The 16,176-nt window shown below is 52.5% G+C and carries 17 protein-coding genes; 7 read left to right on the forward strand and 10 right to left on the reverse strand.

From position 1 onward, the window contains the following. Positions 1 to 20 precede the first annotated feature (20 nt). The 5 genes from DBR37_RS02735 to DBR37_RS02755 form a co-directional block, all read right to left on the reverse strand. Positions 21 to 293: an acyl carrier protein gene (locus DBR37_RS02735; protein WP_233588261.1), complete on the reverse strand. Its 273-nt coding sequence runs from the start codon at positions 291 to 293 to the stop codon at positions 21 to 23. Positions 294 to 313: 20 nt separating this feature from the next. Next, a complete protein-coding gene (locus DBR37_RS02740) occupies positions 314 to 568 on the reverse strand; it encodes a phosphopantetheine-binding protein (RefSeq protein ID WP_124572759.1) in 255 nt (84 codons plus the stop codon). Continuing rightward, positions 561 to 1,334, reverse strand: coding sequence for a 1-acyl-sn-glycerol-3-phosphate acyltransferase (locus DBR37_RS02745; RefSeq protein ID WP_124572760.1), 774 nt, complete (start codon positions 1,332 to 1,334; stop codon positions 561 to 563). Before DBR37_RS02745 ends, DBR37_RS02740 begins: the two co-directional genes overlap by 8 nt. Then, entirely contained in the window at positions 1,327 to 2,070 is a 744-nt protein-coding gene (locus tag DBR37_RS02750) for a beta-ketoacyl synthase chain length factor (RefSeq protein WP_124572761.1), read from the reverse strand. Before DBR37_RS02750 ends, DBR37_RS02745 begins: the two co-directional genes overlap by 8 nt. Positions 2,071 to 2,185: 115 nt before the next feature. Then, complete coding sequence (locus tag DBR37_RS02755) at positions 2,186 to 2,908, reverse strand: class I SAM-dependent methyltransferase (protein ID WP_124572762.1); 723 nt, start codon at positions 2,906 to 2,908, stop codon at positions 2,186 to 2,188. Positions 2,909 to 3,373: 465 nt separating this feature from the next. On the opposite strand from DBR37_RS02755, the gene DBR37_RS02760 reads away from it, so the two are divergent. Continuing rightward, a complete protein-coding gene (locus DBR37_RS02760; RefSeq protein WP_233588262.1) occupies positions 3,374 to 3,898 on the forward strand; it encodes an HD-GYP domain-containing protein in 525 nt (174 codons plus the stop codon). Between the two features lie 136 nt (positions 3,899 to 4,034). After that, complete coding sequence (locus DBR37_RS02765) at positions 4,035 to 4,370, forward strand: YegP family protein (RefSeq protein ID WP_124572764.1); 336 nt, start codon at positions 4,035 to 4,037, stop codon at positions 4,368 to 4,370. 90 nt (positions 4,371 to 4,460) lie between these two features. On the opposite strand, the gene DBR37_RS02770 is transcribed toward DBR37_RS02765, so the two are convergent. Next, entirely contained in the window at positions 4,461 to 4,913 is a 453-nt protein-coding gene (locus DBR37_RS02770; protein ID WP_124572765.1) for an Hsp20 family protein, read from the reverse strand. A 319-nt stretch (positions 4,914 to 5,232) separates the two neighbouring features. Here DBR37_RS02770 and DBR37_RS02775 point away from each other — a divergent pair, with 319 nt between their 5' ends. The 5 genes from DBR37_RS02775 (at position 5,233) to DBR37_RS02795 (ending at position 9,780) form a co-directional block, all read left to right on the forward strand. After that, entirely contained in the window at positions 5,233 to 5,871 is a 639-nt protein-coding gene (locus DBR37_RS02775; protein ID WP_124572766.1) for a PepSY-associated TM helix domain-containing protein, read from the forward strand. A 39-nt stretch (positions 5,872 to 5,910) separates the two neighbouring features. After that, positions 5,911 to 6,423, forward strand: coding sequence for a DUF2271 domain-containing protein (locus DBR37_RS02780; RefSeq protein ID WP_124572767.1), 513 nt, complete (start codon positions 5,911 to 5,913; stop codon positions 6,421 to 6,423). 16 nt (positions 6,424 to 6,439) lie between these two features. Further along, positions 6,440 to 7,285 carry a DUF4198 domain-containing protein gene (locus tag DBR37_RS02785; RefSeq protein WP_124572768.1) on the forward strand — a complete coding sequence of 282 codons (846 nt, stop codon included), beginning with the start codon at positions 6,440 to 6,442 and terminating at the stop codon, positions 7,283 to 7,285. Positions 7,286 to 7,375: 90 nt separating this feature from the next. Continuing rightward, a complete protein-coding gene (locus tag DBR37_RS02790; protein WP_124572769.1) occupies positions 7,376 to 8,413 on the forward strand; it encodes an FAD:protein FMN transferase in 1,038 nt (345 codons plus the stop codon). Beyond that, positions 8,410 to 9,780: a sulfite reductase subunit alpha gene (locus DBR37_RS02795; RefSeq protein WP_124572770.1), complete on the forward strand. Its 1,371-nt coding sequence runs from the start codon at positions 8,410 to 8,412 to the stop codon at positions 9,778 to 9,780. Before DBR37_RS02790 ends, DBR37_RS02795 begins: the two co-directional genes overlap by 4 nt. Positions 9,781 to 9,795: 15 nt before the next feature. On the opposite strand, the gene DBR37_RS02800 is transcribed toward DBR37_RS02795, so the two are convergent. The 4 genes from DBR37_RS02800 to DBR37_RS02815 all read right to left on the reverse strand — a co-directional run bounded on the left by DBR37_RS02800 (position 9,796) and on the right by DBR37_RS02815 (position 16,132). Beyond that, positions 9,796 to 10,476, reverse strand: coding sequence for a Fe2+-dependent dioxygenase (locus DBR37_RS02800; protein WP_124572771.1), 681 nt, complete (start codon positions 10,474 to 10,476; stop codon positions 9,796 to 9,798). An 85-nt stretch (positions 10,477 to 10,561) separates the two neighbouring features. Next, a complete protein-coding gene (locus DBR37_RS02805; protein WP_124572772.1) occupies positions 10,562 to 12,835 on the reverse strand; it encodes a catecholate siderophore receptor Fiu in 2,274 nt (757 codons plus the stop codon). A gap of 257 nt (positions 12,836 to 13,092) precedes the next feature. Then, positions 13,093 to 13,773, reverse strand: a complete 681-nt coding sequence (locus DBR37_RS02810; RefSeq protein ID WP_124572773.1) for a Fe2+-dependent dioxygenase — start codon at positions 13,771 to 13,773, stop codon at positions 13,093 to 13,095. An 82-nt stretch (positions 13,774 to 13,855) separates the two neighbouring features. Continuing rightward, a complete protein-coding gene (locus tag DBR37_RS02815) occupies positions 13,856 to 16,132 on the reverse strand; it encodes a catecholate siderophore receptor Fiu (protein ID WP_124572774.1) in 2,277 nt (758 codons plus the stop codon). Positions 16,133 to 16,176 lie beyond the last annotated feature (44 nt).

The raw sequence follows: 16,176 nt of genomic DNA on the forward strand, positions 1-16,176 counted from the left end.
GGCGGTTAAAGCCGAGCGGTTTATACGACTTGCTCCGAAGCCAGATCAGACAATGCATCAACCACATCGCCTATCGTACGTATCGTTTTGAAGACTTCAGGCTGCAAACGTTTACCCGTCATCTGCTTCAGCTTCACTGCCAGATCTACCGCATCGATACTATCGATATCGAGGTCGGCATACAGATTGGATTGCAGCGAGAGCTTGCTCTTGTCGAGCTCAAACATCTCTGCCAGTAGATCGACGACCCAAACGTAGAGTTCGTCCTTGCTCATTTCATTTACGGCTACCATCGCCCTTCTCCCTAATTTCTCTATTTGCTTCTGTTATTTTCTATCAGTGCTGCCAACGCACGCACCGATGCAAAATGACGCCGCGTATCTTCAGATTCTGCAGACAGGGAAATGCCATAACGCTTTTGCAGCGCCACACCAAGTTCCAGTGCATCAATAGAATCAAGTCCCAAGCCTTCAACAAACAGTGGTGCATCAGTGTCAATGTCGGCCGCACTGATATCTTCCAGTTGCAGTACATCGATAATCATTTCCTTCACTTCTTGTTCAAGCATGACGTTGGACTTCCTCAATAAAATAAGCTTCCAGATATTCTGTCAGCCGACGTGCAGCCATTACTTCGGTTGAACCATCGGCAACAAAACTATCAATCTCGATGTCATCCTGTACTTCTATACAGAATCGCACCATGCACTTCGGGACATGCCACCACTTTTCGCCCTTCCCCAGCGTCGGTGGTTTACAACGGATTACTACCGGCGTCACGTTACGCAGGCCGCGCACTGCAATATTCGCAGCGCCACGCTTCAGACTAATCTCGCCACTTTGTGGCGTCCGCGTGCCCTCCGGGAATATGATTAGATTATTCCCGTTTCGCAATGACGCAACGCAATTTGTCACCAAATCCACGCCTGTGTCGTTGTTTATATACCCAGCTGCACGCACCGGTCCGCGAGTAAAAGGGTTGTTCCACAAACGTCCTTTGACTATGCAATCTGCCCGCTTGACGAAAGCCATCAAAAAAACGGTATCGATCAAGGTTGGATGATTGGCAAGTATCAGCAATCCGCCGCGTTCCAGGCGCTCCAGACCGATGATTTGGTAGCGCAATACTCCCAGCATGTGCATCAGGCCAACAAAGCCACGGAAAGCGATGCGGATCACACTACGCGCCAGCGCAATACGTGTTTGCTTTTCCCATACAAACGCATTTATTAACGGAAAAACCACTATCCGCAATATCAAACCGCCAACGCCAAACGTCAAAAAGCTAAAACCTGTAGCAAGAATGCGCCAGTAACGGGAAAGCCGGTTAAGCATGGCGTTCCCAGCGCCAACAACGATGGTCGGCAACCCGTTCCAGACTTTGCTCGCCACTCAAGTAGAAACGCAATATGTCGAGGCCGGCCGGCACCGCCTTGCGGTCTGCCATCACTGCTTCACCGGTCGCGCGCCAGCTCAGTCGCATCATGTCCGCGCCGGCAGACTCCAGCATCCAGGCCCATGCATACGGTTGCTCATGACTGTCCTCAAACTGCGCAAAGACTTCTGGCAACGGTTGGTCATAAGCCACCAGCAATACTTGCTCAGCGCCATCAGCCAGCAAGCCGCATGCTTCGATTACTGCATGTTCTATGGTACTGGCGCTGGCAGCCAGGGCCGGATGGTTCGCCTGATCTGCTCGCGCTATCGAGAACAAACCCGCAATCGCGTTATGGACCGCCAAACCAAAGCTCATCGGTGATAAAGGCTGGTTCTGCACCAGGTCACGCAACAGGCCTAGTGAGCGGCCGACTTCACCGTGACGCGAACAAAAGATAACGGGAATCCCGGCGCTAGCCTCGATAGATTGATAGGCCACTTCCAGCGCCATTTTTCCCAGGGTCCCGGCACGCCGACGCAACATGGCTGGCATTTGCCGGACGCCCGCTTCGCCATCGCCTTCTATCACGTAGGGTGCACGCGCCCAGGCCGCCCAGGCCTCGGGCGTCTCTATGCCTGGCGCCCATGCCGTATGGCCTGTGATAGCAAAATTAAGCTCTGATCCGTGCGTCATTTTTATATTTTTATGGGATAGGGAAGCAGCCGTGCGCCAGACAGTTGTTTAAATCAAAAGGTGTTCTATCGGAATACGTGCGCGATGCTAATGCGTCGACCGTAGAAAGTTGCTTTCAGGAGAGCGGCTTGGTTGCCACCAGATTGATGAGGGTCTCTTCCCGCTCTTGTGGAGGGGTAAAACCAAACACCCGCTCCATAATGCCAAGATCTTCCCTGCTCCACCACAAGTAAGGATAGGAAATCGACTCGTCTTTTACGTCAAAGCCAACGCTGCGAACCAATGCCAGGTATTCAGGAGCAGTCTTTTGCACATCCATCGGATGACGGAACAGCAAGCGGATAATCCACGAGTGTATATAACGTCGTGTCGATTCCGCAAACAGCAATACGCCACCCGGTTTCAAGACGCGGAAGAATTCCTGGATCGCCTGTTCCTGCTCTATTAAATGGTGAAATGTCTGATGGCAAAACAGTAAGTCAACGCTGTTGTCATCAAGACGTATATTTGAACTCGAGCAACAAACGAATTCCACTTTGTCTGCCAGTCCGGCGCATTCTCTTGCCGACGCCTGCAACATCTCCGGATCGATATCCATACCGATCAGGCGTTGCGGCGCAAAGCGTTCATTGAGCTTGGTGAGTGAACGTCCCCAGCCACAACCTACGTCCGCAACCACCGGATACGAGGCTTGGCGCTCGGGTATCAGACCTTCCAAATCATTCAGCGCACGATCCAGCACATGAACGGTCCACGTATTGGTTTGCAAAAACCATTTACCAAATGCCGTTTCCGGCACATGTGGCTCGTCAGGAGTAAATGCTAAAGGTGCGTTCATAAAGATTCGGGCGCGAAATTAAGTAGGGGAGATTGAAGCGCAAACTGTATCCGCATACTCACGGAGCAATCTGAATTCCATAACCCAAAATTTGGGAAACCGTAGTGTAGTCGGAAATTCAGCCAAATTGCATATTTAACATGACGACACAATTTGTTCTTCTTGTAGTCGACCATTTCTTTTTTACATGACGATATCTATCCAACTTCTTTTTTATTTTCCTGTTAACTCATCATCCCTGCTCACTCTCAGCGGCTAGGACAAATTGTCCATTTTTAGACATGTTGCTGCATGGCAGTTAAAATCCCGGCCTGCCGTTCCTTCACAAGATGATCGCGCCTGTCGTACACCATGCCTATACAGCATGCGTGTGTATTTGTTAATGCTGTAAGAAAGACTGAGTACATGAGCACCCCTTCCCCAGAACTGCAATTAGAGAAAATTTCCAGGTTCATAGGAGGCATCATGCGAGGCCGTGATCCTGATCTCGCAGATCATTTGCAGAGACTGGATGCGCAAGCAGCAGAGTTTGGCCTCTATCTCGGCCTGCCGCAACATGAAGCCACACTGCTGGGCATAGGCGCCGGCATCCACGACATCGGCAAGTTGTGCATCAACGAACATGTGCTGAATAAGCCATCCCGCCTGACGTCTGCCGAATTCTTTTTTATCAAGCAACATCCGATGGCTGGTTATCAACTGTTAGCACCACTGGAACTGGATCAGCGCGTCACCGACTGCGTCCTGCATCATCACGAAAATTACGATGGCAGCGGCTATCCGCATGGTCTCGCCGGTGAAAACATTCCCTTGTTCGCACGCATCGTCCGGATTTGGGATTCCTACGATGCAATCACGATGAACCGGCCCTATCACAAGGGGCGCTCATCGTCGGAAGCTCTGGCCATACTGCAAAAGGATAAGGCGCTGTATGACCCGGCGCTGCTCGGCTCGTTCACCGATATGATGAGTGCCGCGCCATCCATGTAGTTGTCCATCGCTGCGCTGCCGCCGTTTGTGCTGCAGCGTGTCATGTCATTTTTTCTCCGCTGCCTATAATGAACACGGGTTTTCCGGTGTTTTCCCGGCAGCAATGCACTGCTACTTGCTTTTAAAGGAGTGAAAAATGACAGGATGGTTTGAACTCGATTACAGCATTAACGGCCAGTATCGCTTTACGCTCAAAGCCGCCAACGCCGAGACAATTCTAAGCAGCGAAAACTACATAAGCAAAGATGCGGCAGAAGACGGCATCGCATCGGTACAAAAAAACGCGCTGCTGAATGAGCGCTATGAAAGAGAAACGTCGATGAATGGCCGGCCTTATTTCAATCTGAAGGCAGGCAACCATCAGATCATAGGCACCAGCCAGATGTACGCCAGCGAACAGGCACGCGACGCCGGGATCGCCTCGGTCAAAACACACGGCGCTTCCGGTACCATCAAAGACAGAACCGCCTGAATAGCAAAAAGCGGTGGAGTCTGCGTTGCACACTCCACCGCTCCCTGCACTTCTGTCGTCATCAGCTGCATGACGACATACGGATAATGCTTACGCTGCTTTCAGCGTTTGCACATTCTCAGCCACTGCATCGATGACAATCTTGCGCGGCTTCAGGGCTTCCGGTATTTCACGCGCCAGCTCAATATTCAGCAGGCCATTGTCCAGCTTGGCGCCGACGACATGCACGTGATCGGCTAACTGGAAGCTGTGTTCGAAGTTGCGCGAGGCGATGCCACGGTGCAGAAAATTGCGCGCACCTTCTTCACGCGCTTTGCGGCCGGTGATCTTCAGCGTATCGCGCTCGCTTTCAATTTCAATCTCGGAACGGTCAAAACCAGCGACGGCCATTGTGATGCGGTATTTGTTTTCGCCGACCAGCTCTATGTTGTATGGCGGGTAGCTGGGTTGCGCTTCGCCACGCTGTGCTTCGTCGAATAGCTGTGCCAGACGATCGAAACCAATAGCGGAGCGATAAAGTGGGGAAAAGTCGTATGTACGCATGCTTATATCCTTTTAAAGTGAAGCGATATGGTTAATGCGGACCTCAATTGAGCATCCGCTGAGTCGGATATAAGCGCGACAAAATGAGTTTCAAGATCTTGAAAAATGCCTGTTCTGCCCCGATGGCAACGCCGTTTTCCATTAAATTTTTCAACTTGCCACTGCAGCCACAACCAGACAAGTTCTTAAAAGCCCCAACTTCAAACTTCTTTACATGAAAAACCTTGCATTTGGGTACCGGATCGACGAAAATCCAAATGAGAATAATTGCTATTTACATGCAATCGCATCACCGAAATGATATGAAAATGAATATGTAATGGAAGCACGACCGAATAATCCGCAACGTGCTTACTGGCTGAAGACCCTGCACCAATGGCACTGGATCAGTTCGGCATTGTGTCTGTTAGGCATGCTGCTATTCAGCGTGACCGGCATTACGCTGAATCACTCATCTCAGATCGAAGCAAAACCACAAGTCTCCACCCAGGAATTACAGCTGCCCGCCGCATTGCAGGCGCAGTTGGCCAAACCAGATGCCAGCGCGTCAGGCAAACAAGGTGGCACCTTGTCGCCCGAATTGCAGAGCTGGATGAAAGAGCGCTTATCGGTAGATGTCAGCGGACGTGACATTGAGTGGTCGCCGGAAGAGGTGTATATCGCGCTGCCGCGTCCGGGTGGCGATGCCTGGGTACGTATAGATCGCAGCAGCGGCACGCTTGAATATGAATCGACCAATCGCGGCTGGATTTCTTACCTGAATGATTTGCACAAAGGCCGCAATACCGGTGTGGCCTGGAGTTGGTTCATCGACATTTTCGCGGCAGCCTGCCTGATTTTTTCGATTACCGGTTTATTCATCCTCAAGATGCACGCGACCAATCGCCCGAGTACCTGGCCTATCGTCGGCCTCGGTGTATTGATTCCGTTCTTGCTGGCGCTTTTATTTATTCACTAATCCACTAACCGCTTCACCAACCGATAACTACGGGGTTTTATGCGAATTTCTTATTCCTTCATGCTGGGTGCCGCACTCACCACTCCGGCTTTTGCTGCAGACCTGAACGTCAAAGTCGAGATTCCTCGCCTGACCGTTGCCGAATACCACAAGCCTTACGTCGCATTCTGGATCGAAGGCGCTGATCAGGTATTCGTGCGCAACCTGGCCGTCTGGTACGACCTGAAAATGAAGAATAACGAAGGCACCAAATGGCTGAAAGACATGCGTCAGTGGTGGCGCAAAAGCGGTCGCGATCTGCACATGCCGGTAGACGGCCTGAGCGGCGCAACCCGCGCACCGGGTGAGCAAACCCTCAGCTTCAATGGCGCCAAGTCCGGCCTCGACAAACTGCCTGCAGGTGAATACGCCCTGGTGGTGGAAGCCGCACGCGAAGTCGGCGGTCGTGAATTAATCCGCGTACCGTTCCAGTGGCCACCTAAATCTCTGCAAACCGCGCAAGTCAAAGGTGAGCACGAGCTCGGCGCCGTTTCCATCGAATTAAAACCATAAGACCCAAGGACATCCCATGAAAAAAACTCCGTTGTGGCGCGTTGCAGCGCTGGCCGTTTCCCTCTCCGTCGTCCTGCCTATGGCAGCACACGCACACCGTGCGTGGATGTTGCCATCCGCCACCGTATTGTCCGGTAACGAACCATGGGTCACCGTGGATGCAGCAGTATCGAATGACTTGTTCTACTTTGAACACAACCCCCTGCGCCTGGACGGCCTGGCCGTGATCGCACCGGACGGCAGCGCTGCCACGGCAGAAAACAAAAGCACAGGTAAATATCGCAGCACCTTCGACGTCAAGCTGACTCAAAAAGGCACGTACAAGCTGACTATGGTCAACGACGGTCTGAGCGCCAGCTACAAAGTTGGTACCGAAAACAAACGCTGGCGTGGCACCGCTAACAACTTCGCCAAAGAAGTGCCAGCCGATGCCAAAGACGTCAACGTCAGCCGCAACCAAAGTCGCATGGAAGTCTTCGTCAGTTCCGGCAAACCGTCGGACACCGTGCTGAAACCAACCGGTGCCGGCCTGGAACTGGTTCCTATCACCCATCCTAACGACCTGTTCGCCGGCGACACCAGCAACTTCCGTTTCCTGCTCGATGGCAAACCGGCTGCTGATATCGAAGTCACCGTCATCCCTGGCGGCATACGCTACCGCGATCAGCTCGGCGAGATCAAAGTTAAAACCGACAAGGATGGCAAATTCAGCGTCAAGTGGCCGACTGCCGGCATGTACTGGATGAGCGCCAACAACGGTGGCCCGCAAATGGGTGCCGCAGCAGCCAAGACTGTCGGCACGCTGGATAAACCTATCCGTCGCGTCAGCTACACCGCAACACTGGAAGTGCTGCAACCGTAATTACCCGCCTTGCTATACGCCCGTTGCCTGTCACAGGTAGCGGGCGTTTTTAGTTTAATGGCTATGAATGGCTATATTGCCGAACCACCCATGCGACGCACACTAGTCCCGCTGATAGAGAACCCACCTGAATCGCCTGCCCTGGGCAGCGTCGTGCACACCCTGCATGGTCAGACGATGGGAACCAGCTGGTCCGTCAAACTGGTGGCAGAAGTCACACGGCGCTTACCGCCCTTGCGCCTGGCAATACAAACCCAGCTCGATACCATCGTCGCCCAGATGAGCACCTGGGAGCCATCGTCGAATCTGAGCATCTACAATCAGTCAGCTGCAGGTTCGTGGCATGCACTGCCGGATGAGTTCTTCACCGTATTGGAATACGCCTTGAAGGTCGCACGCGCCAGCGATGGTGCTTATGATCCGACCGCAGGCGCACTGGTCAATGCCTGGGGCTTTGGTCCCAGCCAGCGTTACGACGAATCCGATTTCATCCCTCCCACTGCACAAGCACTTGATGCAGCCCGCGCACAATGCGGCTGGCAACGCATACAAATCGATAGCGCCACAAAACATGTGCAACAGCCTGGCAATGCTTACATAGACTTTTCCGCCATTGCCAAAGGATTTGGCGTCGATCAGATCGCCCGCGAACTGCTGCGTCTCGGCATAGACAGCTTCCTGGTTGAAGTCGGTGGCGAGCTGCGTGGCACAGGAGTGAAACCGGACGGGCAACCGTGGTGGGTTGCACTCGAACATCCGTTACCGGATGCACTTACCTCTGCAGCATCGAACACCGCCATCGGCATAGAAACCATCGCTGCCCTGTATGACTGGTCGGCAGCAACTTCGGGCGATTATCGGCGCTATTTTGAAAATGATGCGACACGTTATTCGCACACCATCGATCCTCGCAGCGGCGAACCTATACGGCACGGACTGGCCTCCGTCACCGTGCTGCATGCAGATTGCATGGCTGCTGACGCGTGGTCAACTGCACTCAACGTCATGGGTGCAGAACAGGGACTGGCCTACGCCAACGAACACGATATAGCGGCACTGTTTATCAATCGCAGCAAAGATGGATTTGAAGAACATCTGAGCGCCTCACTACTGGCTTTACTCCAATGAACTGGAGCGACACTACCCGTATCATCGTCGCAGCACTGCTGGTGTTCACCTACCTTGTACTATGCGGCGGTATTTATCTTTCCGAACGACGCAAGCGTTTACAAGCCCTGCGCGACGCCGCTGCGCTCCGCCCTGCTGCCGACGGCGCACAGCCATGGCTGATAGGTTATGCCAGCCAGACCGGCTCGGCCGAACAACTCGCCTGGCAAACCGCGCGCATGCTGCACACCGCTGGTGTACCGACACGCGTCGCCGCGCTCTCAGACATCAGCCTCGACGACCTGCTGCAAAGCGAGCGCGCATTATTTGTCGTCAGTACGTACGGCGAAGGCGATCCGCCGGACAACGCATCCTTGTTTGCCACCAAACTGATGCATGCCAGACAAGCGTTGCCGCATCTGCACTTCGGTGTATTGATGCTGGGTGATAGCCATTACGCGCATTTCTGCGGCTTTGGCCATACCCTGACCAGCTGGTTACGCAAGAGCGGAGCGCAAGCCTTGTTTGACAGCGTCGCAGCAGACAATGGCGACACCAAAGCACTGCACACCTGGCAACATCATCTGAGCCATCTGGCCGGCACTGCCGATACTCCGGACTGGCAAGCACCGTCGTATCAGCAATGGCGACTGGCAGCACGCCACCGCCTCAACCCCGACAGCGCAGGTGGCCCTACTTTCCATCTGGAACTGGAAGCGCCTGATGACGCGGCAACATGGGAAGCCGGTGACCTGGTGCAAGTACTGGCACCTGCCGATCAGGACCGTCCACGTGAGTACTCGGTAGCATCGATACCAGCTGACGGCCGTGTACATCTGCTGGTGCGCCAGGAGCGCCGTGAAGACGGCAGCCTCGGCATCGCCTCTGGTTGGCTGACCGAACAGGCAGTAGTCGGAGCAAGCATAGATCTGCGCTTACGCCCACACAGCAACTTCCGTCTCGGTGATAACCAGCACAGGCCACTCATCCTCATCGGCAACGGCACCGGCCTCGCTGGTTTGCGTAGTCACCTGAAAGCGCGCGCGGCGAATGGCATGCAAAGGAACTGGCTGGTCTTTGGCGAGCGCAATGCCGCAAACGATTTTTACTATCGTGATGAAATCGTCGCCTGGCAAAACCAGGGAGTGCTGGAACGCGCCGATATCGTCTTTTCGCGCGATCAGGAACAACGCATCTATGTGCAGGACAAGTTGCGTGAACAGGCGGAACAAGTGCGCAACTGGCTGGCCGCCGATGCCGCCATCTATGTATGCGGCAGCCTGGAAGGCATGGCTGGCGGAGTGGAAGCAACCCTGACCGACATCATCGGCAGTGCCGGCGTGGAACAACTGATAGAGCAAGGCCGCTATCGGCGCGATGTGTATTGATTGAAGCGAGTGGCACTACACGATAGCCCACTGGCGCAAGAGGTTATGATAATGCCCTGTCAGACCAATAACTTCTTCAGTGTCACCCAGTTTAGTTCGCAGCTTTTGGATATTCTGATCCAGCTCAAATAGCAGGCTACGCTTACCATCATCGGCCACCATGCTTTGTACCCAAAAGAAGGAGCTGATACGCGCACCTCGTGTTACCGGCTCAACCTTGTGTACGCTACTGGCCGGATACAGAATCATATCTCCAGCTGGCAGTTTCACTTCATGCTCGCCGTACGTATCCGCTACGATCAACTCACCGCCGTCGTAATCTTCCGGCTCACTTAAAAACAAGGTACACGACAAGTCGGTGCGTAAGCTCAGATTACTACCGGGAATACCACGCACCGAACCGTCGATATGAAAACCGTAATGTTCACCACCTTCATAGCGATTAAACAATGGCGGCATATACCGCGTCGGCAAGGCCGCCGACACAAACAGAGGATGGCTCGCTAATGCCTGAAGAATCGTCTGGCCAACCTTCAGCCCTGTTGGTGATAGTTCCGACAATTGCCGGTTTCTTTTAACTTTCGCACCTTGTGCGCCGACCGTAGCTTTACCATCCACCCATTCTGCTGTATCTATCGCTTTACGAATCCCTGTTACCTGCGCTGCTGTCAGCACTTCCGATATGTGCAACATCATAATGAGTACTCCAATGAAAAGAGCCCCTTTATCGGGGGCTCTCTGACCACATTTGCTGATTAAACAAATGCTGGGAAATCTGAACTTAAAACTTTAAATTCGCCGTTAGCAGCGCTGCTCGCGCGCCACCTGGTGTATAACGATTGCCATTGTTGTTCAAACTTGCGACGTATTCTTTGTCAAACAGGTTATAAAGATTCAGCCGCAATGCCAGATTTTGGTTGACGTTATACGAAGCCACCGCGTCATATACCCAATAACTAGGCACATTAAGCATATTGGTAGTCGCTGCATTTGCCGTATTGCTGACCGAGCGCACCATCCCGTCCACATAACGGGCGCCACCACCTATCGTCAGACCGGATGCGAGTTTGTAGGTCGTCCATGCCGTGAATGTGAGCTCGGGTGACCAGTTCAAAGAAGAGCCCGTCTGTGTAGCAGAGCCGGCAACGACCTTGGTGTTCATTTTTGCCAAGCCTGCGCTGACAGCCCACTGATTGGTAATATTACCTACTACACCCAACTCGACACCGGAAACCCGCTTTTTCCCATATTGAATGATTTGTCCAGGGTCCGCACCTCGAGTCGTCAAATCATTTGTATTTTCACTGCGATAAACAGCCGCCGTTACCGCCAGCTTGTTATCCAGCACATCCCACTTGGTACCAACTTCGACGTTAGTTGCTTTCTGCGGCTCCAGATTCGGGTTATTTATATTGGTATCTGTTGCACTAAGAGTGAAATTGCTACCACCCGGCGGCTGTTGCGAGGTCGATACAGACGCATAAATGCTTCCATTTGAAGCAGGTTTATATAACGCACCAAGCTTCCAGCCCGCTAGCGTGTCAGAACTTTTCAAGCGCGTTCGCACGCCATCAACCATGACATTGTTATTTTCCGTACTGTACCGATCAAAACGTACGCCGCCACTCAATTGCCATTGTTCAGATAATTTCAGCGTGTCGAACGCATACAGACTCACCGTCATCGTATCGCCTTTACTCTGCGCACCATTCGGAGTCAAAGCATAGCCACTAATCGGGTCAGAAGGGTTCGGATTCCACAGATTCGCCGGACTCATGGTGCCGGCACCGGCTATCGTTTTGCTTAACTGTTTCTCATAGATAAATTCAACCCCTGTACTCAATGTATGCGCTATCGAGCCCGTCTTAAATTCGGTCGTCAGGTTAGTCTGGTTTGTAATCAGTTCATTTTTCTGCCATTTAGTCTGTCGGCTACGATTTGCTGTCCACGTATTCGGATCCGGGCGTGCAACCGCTGCTGACCCGCTGCCATCACTAACAGCACCTGATGGCGCGGTCGCCATCCACTCATGCTGCACTTTCGCGATACGGGTTGTGTTACGCAGTATCGTCCCCGGGCGAATATCGTGTTCGATGCGCGCAGTAACCATATCGCCATTCACGTTTTCGAAATCGCTAGTGGATCCATAGAAATTTTTCGGATTCACCTTACTCGGAGGTACGATCCCCTTAGCTGCCAAAGCCGCGTTGTAGTATCCGGGCAAACCCACCGTCGGTACGCCAAAGTCGGGACGATTGCGCTGTTCGATGTGCTCCAGGTTCAGGAAGATGCGGGTCGGCGTATTCAAGCCAAAGGCAAACGAAGGAGCTAACGCCCATCCTTTGTTTTTCGCAACATCACGACCAGGTATGCCACTATCCTGGGCCATCGCATTGATACGAAAAGCCGATGATTCGTTTAGCTTGCGGTTAAGATCAACGGTTGCACGCTTTTGCTTATCAGTCCCCGCGCTTAATGAACCCGCATTGAGATTGCCAGCAAATGGAGTCTTGCTCGACATATTAACGGTACCCGATGGCGCACCCCGGCCATATTCAGAACCCGACGGACCTTTAATGACTTCGATTTGTTCTGTATTGTAAATATCACGTGGGAAGTTGCCCAAATCGCGCATACCATCAACGAAAATACTGCCGGCCGTATCGAAACCGCGCATAGAAATATTGCCTCTGGCGCTACTGTTCCCGCCTTCTCCAATTAACATCGTCACGCCTGGGGTATTGCGTAACGCGTCGGTCAAGGTAGTCGCACCCTGCTCCTGGAATACTTCCTTTTTAATGATGGAGATGGTTTGCGGCGTATCAACCAAGGGCTGGGTGAATTTAGGTGAAGAAACCTGATCAGACTTATAGGATTGCGCCTGACCTTGCACATTCACTTCAGGCAGAGTAGCTTCAGTTGCTGCTTTTGCAGAAGCCGGTTTGGTTTGTTGTGCGTGAATAGCGCCGGGCAATGCAATGAATGCCAAAGCGACTGCTGCAGAACAGTTCAAACGACGCGCAGCAGGATGCTTGCGACTTTTTATGTGAGCCATCTAAAATCTCCCGATTGGTTGGACAACGCATGCTGGCTGTCTCTGGTATCGGCATCAGGAGATCTGAAGCGCTATGAAATGGCTGGCGATTAGTTATCGTATGCCAGATGCGATTGAGAAATATCTTGCTTTCAGAAACGCAGGGAACCAAGTACAACTGGCTTTATGGATGATCGATCAGCTTTCATCACTTGCAAAGCCAACCGAATCAAATATGGACGAACCACCAGTACAACTCAGTAACGGATATCCTGGATTTATACCGAGGCCCACTGCCGCAACAGGTTGTGATAATGCCCGGTAAGTCCGACCACCTCTTCACTATCCCCCAGTTTTGCACGTAACTTCTGGATGTTCTGATCCAGCTCAAACAACAAACTACGCTTGCCGTCATCGGCCACCATGCTTTGCACCCAAAAGAATGAACAGACGCGTGCGCCACGTGTAACCGGTTCCACCTTATGAAGGCTGCTCGACGGATACAGGATCATGTCTCCGGCCGGTAGCTTCACTTCATGCTCGCCGTAAGTATCCGCTACGATTAATTCACCTCCGTCGTAATCTTCCGGCTCACACAAAAACAAAGTGCACGATAGATCTGTGCGTAAGCTCAGGTTTGAGCCCGGGATGTTGCGCACCGAACCATCGATATGAAAGCCGTAATGTTCACCACCTTCATAACGATTGAATAAAGGTGGCATATAACGCATAGGTAAAGCTGCTGCAAAAAACAGCGGGTTATTTACCAGTGCCTTCAGGATGATCTGACCTAGTTCCATACCTACCGGGGACAGCTCCGGCAACTGGCGGTTCTTTTTTACTTGCGCTCCTTGGGCGCCAACGGTCGCCTTGCCATCCATCCAGTCGGCTGTATCCAGCCGTTGACGGATTTCAGTTACCTGAGCAGGAGTCAGTACTTCGGGTATATGCAGCATCATGATGGCTACCTTAATGAAAAAAAGCCTCTCCCTGAGGAGAGGCTTATCAGTATAACTTCAGCTCCGGACTACTTTTATAAACTTAGAAACGGATATTTGCAGTCAGGCGTGCAGAACGCTCAATACCTGGGGTGTAGCGATAACCGCTCTTATTGATCGACGCTACATATTCTTTATCGGTCAGGTTGTAGAGGTTAAGCTGCAGGTCGAAGTTTTTCGTAACTGCGTATGTCGCCATTGCATCGTAGACCCAGTAAGACTCGGTATGCGTTGGCGTACCAACTGCACCGTCCGAAGGCTTGCGCAAACTATCAACAAAGCGCGCACCACCACCGATCGTGAAGCCGCCTGGCAACTTGTACGTGGTCCATGCTGTAAACGCCTGTTTTGGTGTGTAGCTCAAACCACGGGTGCCATCTGCAGCAACTACTGCGCCACTGGTCACTTTCGTGTTCATCACGGTGTACCCCGCACTGACTGCCCATGCTGTAGTGATATCACCGACTACCCCCAGCTCGATACCTTGCACACGTTTTTTACCGGTTTGGAAATAACCATCGGTTGCGTTGCCTTCAACTTCGTTGGTGATTTCCGTGCGATACACGGCAGCGGTCAAAGCCAAACGTTTGTCCAGCGCATCCCATTTCCCGCCGATTTCTGCGGTCTTCGTACCTTGCGGATCATAGTTGACGTTCGCCGCGCTGTTGCTTGCTGCGCTCAGTGCAAAGTTTGCACCGCCAGGTGGTTGCTTGGATGTCGCGTACGATGCATACAAGCTGCTGTCTTCGGTCGGTTTATACAGAGCGCCGAGCTTCCAGTTAACTAGGGTACCCGATGTGCTCAAAGGAGCATTTTGTACAACCAGGCCTTTCGTAATGCCGTTACAACGCGCCGTACAATCAACACCGAGTACACCGTTGCCGAGCGTCGCGTTTTGATAGTCGGTATCGTAGCGATCAACCCGCACACCACCATTGATTTGCCATTTAGGGCTGAGCTCAAGCGTATCGAACAGATATACGGATGCAGTGTTGGTTGAACCAACCGCATTGTTTCCGTTAGTAACCGGATTGAAACCTACGCGCTGTATCGCCGGATTCGGGAAGTACAGGCTGGAGTTAGCCAGAGTGCCAAGGCTGTTTGGATCATAGCCGACGTTCCATTGCTTCTCGTGCGACAGCTCGAGGCCTGTCACTACCGAGTGCTTGATTCCACCGGTATCAAATTTGGCGGTCAGATTGGTTTGGTTAGCGATGATCTCGTTTTTCTGGTCAACGATTTGTGAGCTACGCGCCAGATTCCAGCTGGCAGGGTTAGCCGTTGGTGCGGCCAGCGTCATAAAACCGGTCAGCAGGTAATCCTGCTTGGTGCGACCGAAACGCGTGGTATTTTGCAGCTTCACATTCGGCGAGAAGTCGTGCTCGATACGTGCCGTTACCATGTCCGCGGTGACTTCTTCGTAATCGCCAGTCGTACCGTAGAAATTCTTTGGATTTACTTTTACACCGCTATTGAGGAAAGCATTGGTGTTGCTGTAACCAGGCAAGCCGATGGTAGGCACGCCACCGTTCGGAATATTGTCCTGATCAATATGCAGGTAGTTCAAGTATGTTCTGGTGTTGGTATTGAGACCAAATGCGAGTGCAGCAGCGATGCCCTGGCGATCACTTTTTACCACATCACGACCTGCAACTCCGGAGTCGTCTTTCAGGAGATTGACGCGGAATGCCGCGCCACCTTCGAGATTCAAAGGCTTGTTCAGATCTGCGGTAACGCGCTGGAAGTTACCGCTGCCAAGACCGATAGAAGCGGAATAAGCTTCTTTCATCGTTGGTTGTTTGGTCGACAAATTGATCGAGCCGGTCGGAGATCCACGGCCTGTATCTGCACCTGCAGGACCTTTGGTCACTTCGATTTGTTCGATGTTGAACATGTCGCGCGACACGGCGCCCAGATCACGTACGCCATCCACGAAAATAGAGCTCGATGTGTCAAAGCCGCGCATATAGATCGCGTCACCCGTCGTAGTATTGCCGTTTTCACCCAGAGAGAACGTGCCTACACCTGGTGTGTTGCGCAGTGCTTCCGTCAGGGTCGTACCACCTTGTTGCTGCACGATTTCTTTCTTGATGACGGTAATCGTCTGGGTGGTATTTAGCAAAGGCTGGGTGAATTTCGGCGACGAAACGGTATCTGCTTTATAGGTTTCTGCAGCGCCCTGAACTTCAATTTCCGGCAGAACCGCGGCAGATTGCTGTGCGGAAACAGCGCCTGGTAATACAACAAATGCCATCGCAACAGCTGCCGAGCAGCCCGAACGGCGGGCGACAACGTGCTTACGGCTTTTAATATGAGCCATCTTTAAATCCTCTAGATTGGGGTCGGTATGTTGGGCTGGCTAGT

This window comes from Herminiimonas sp. KBW02 (assembly GCF_003852535.1).
Lineage (GTDB): Bacteria > Pseudomonadota > Gammaproteobacteria > Burkholderiales > Burkholderiaceae_D > Oxalicibacterium.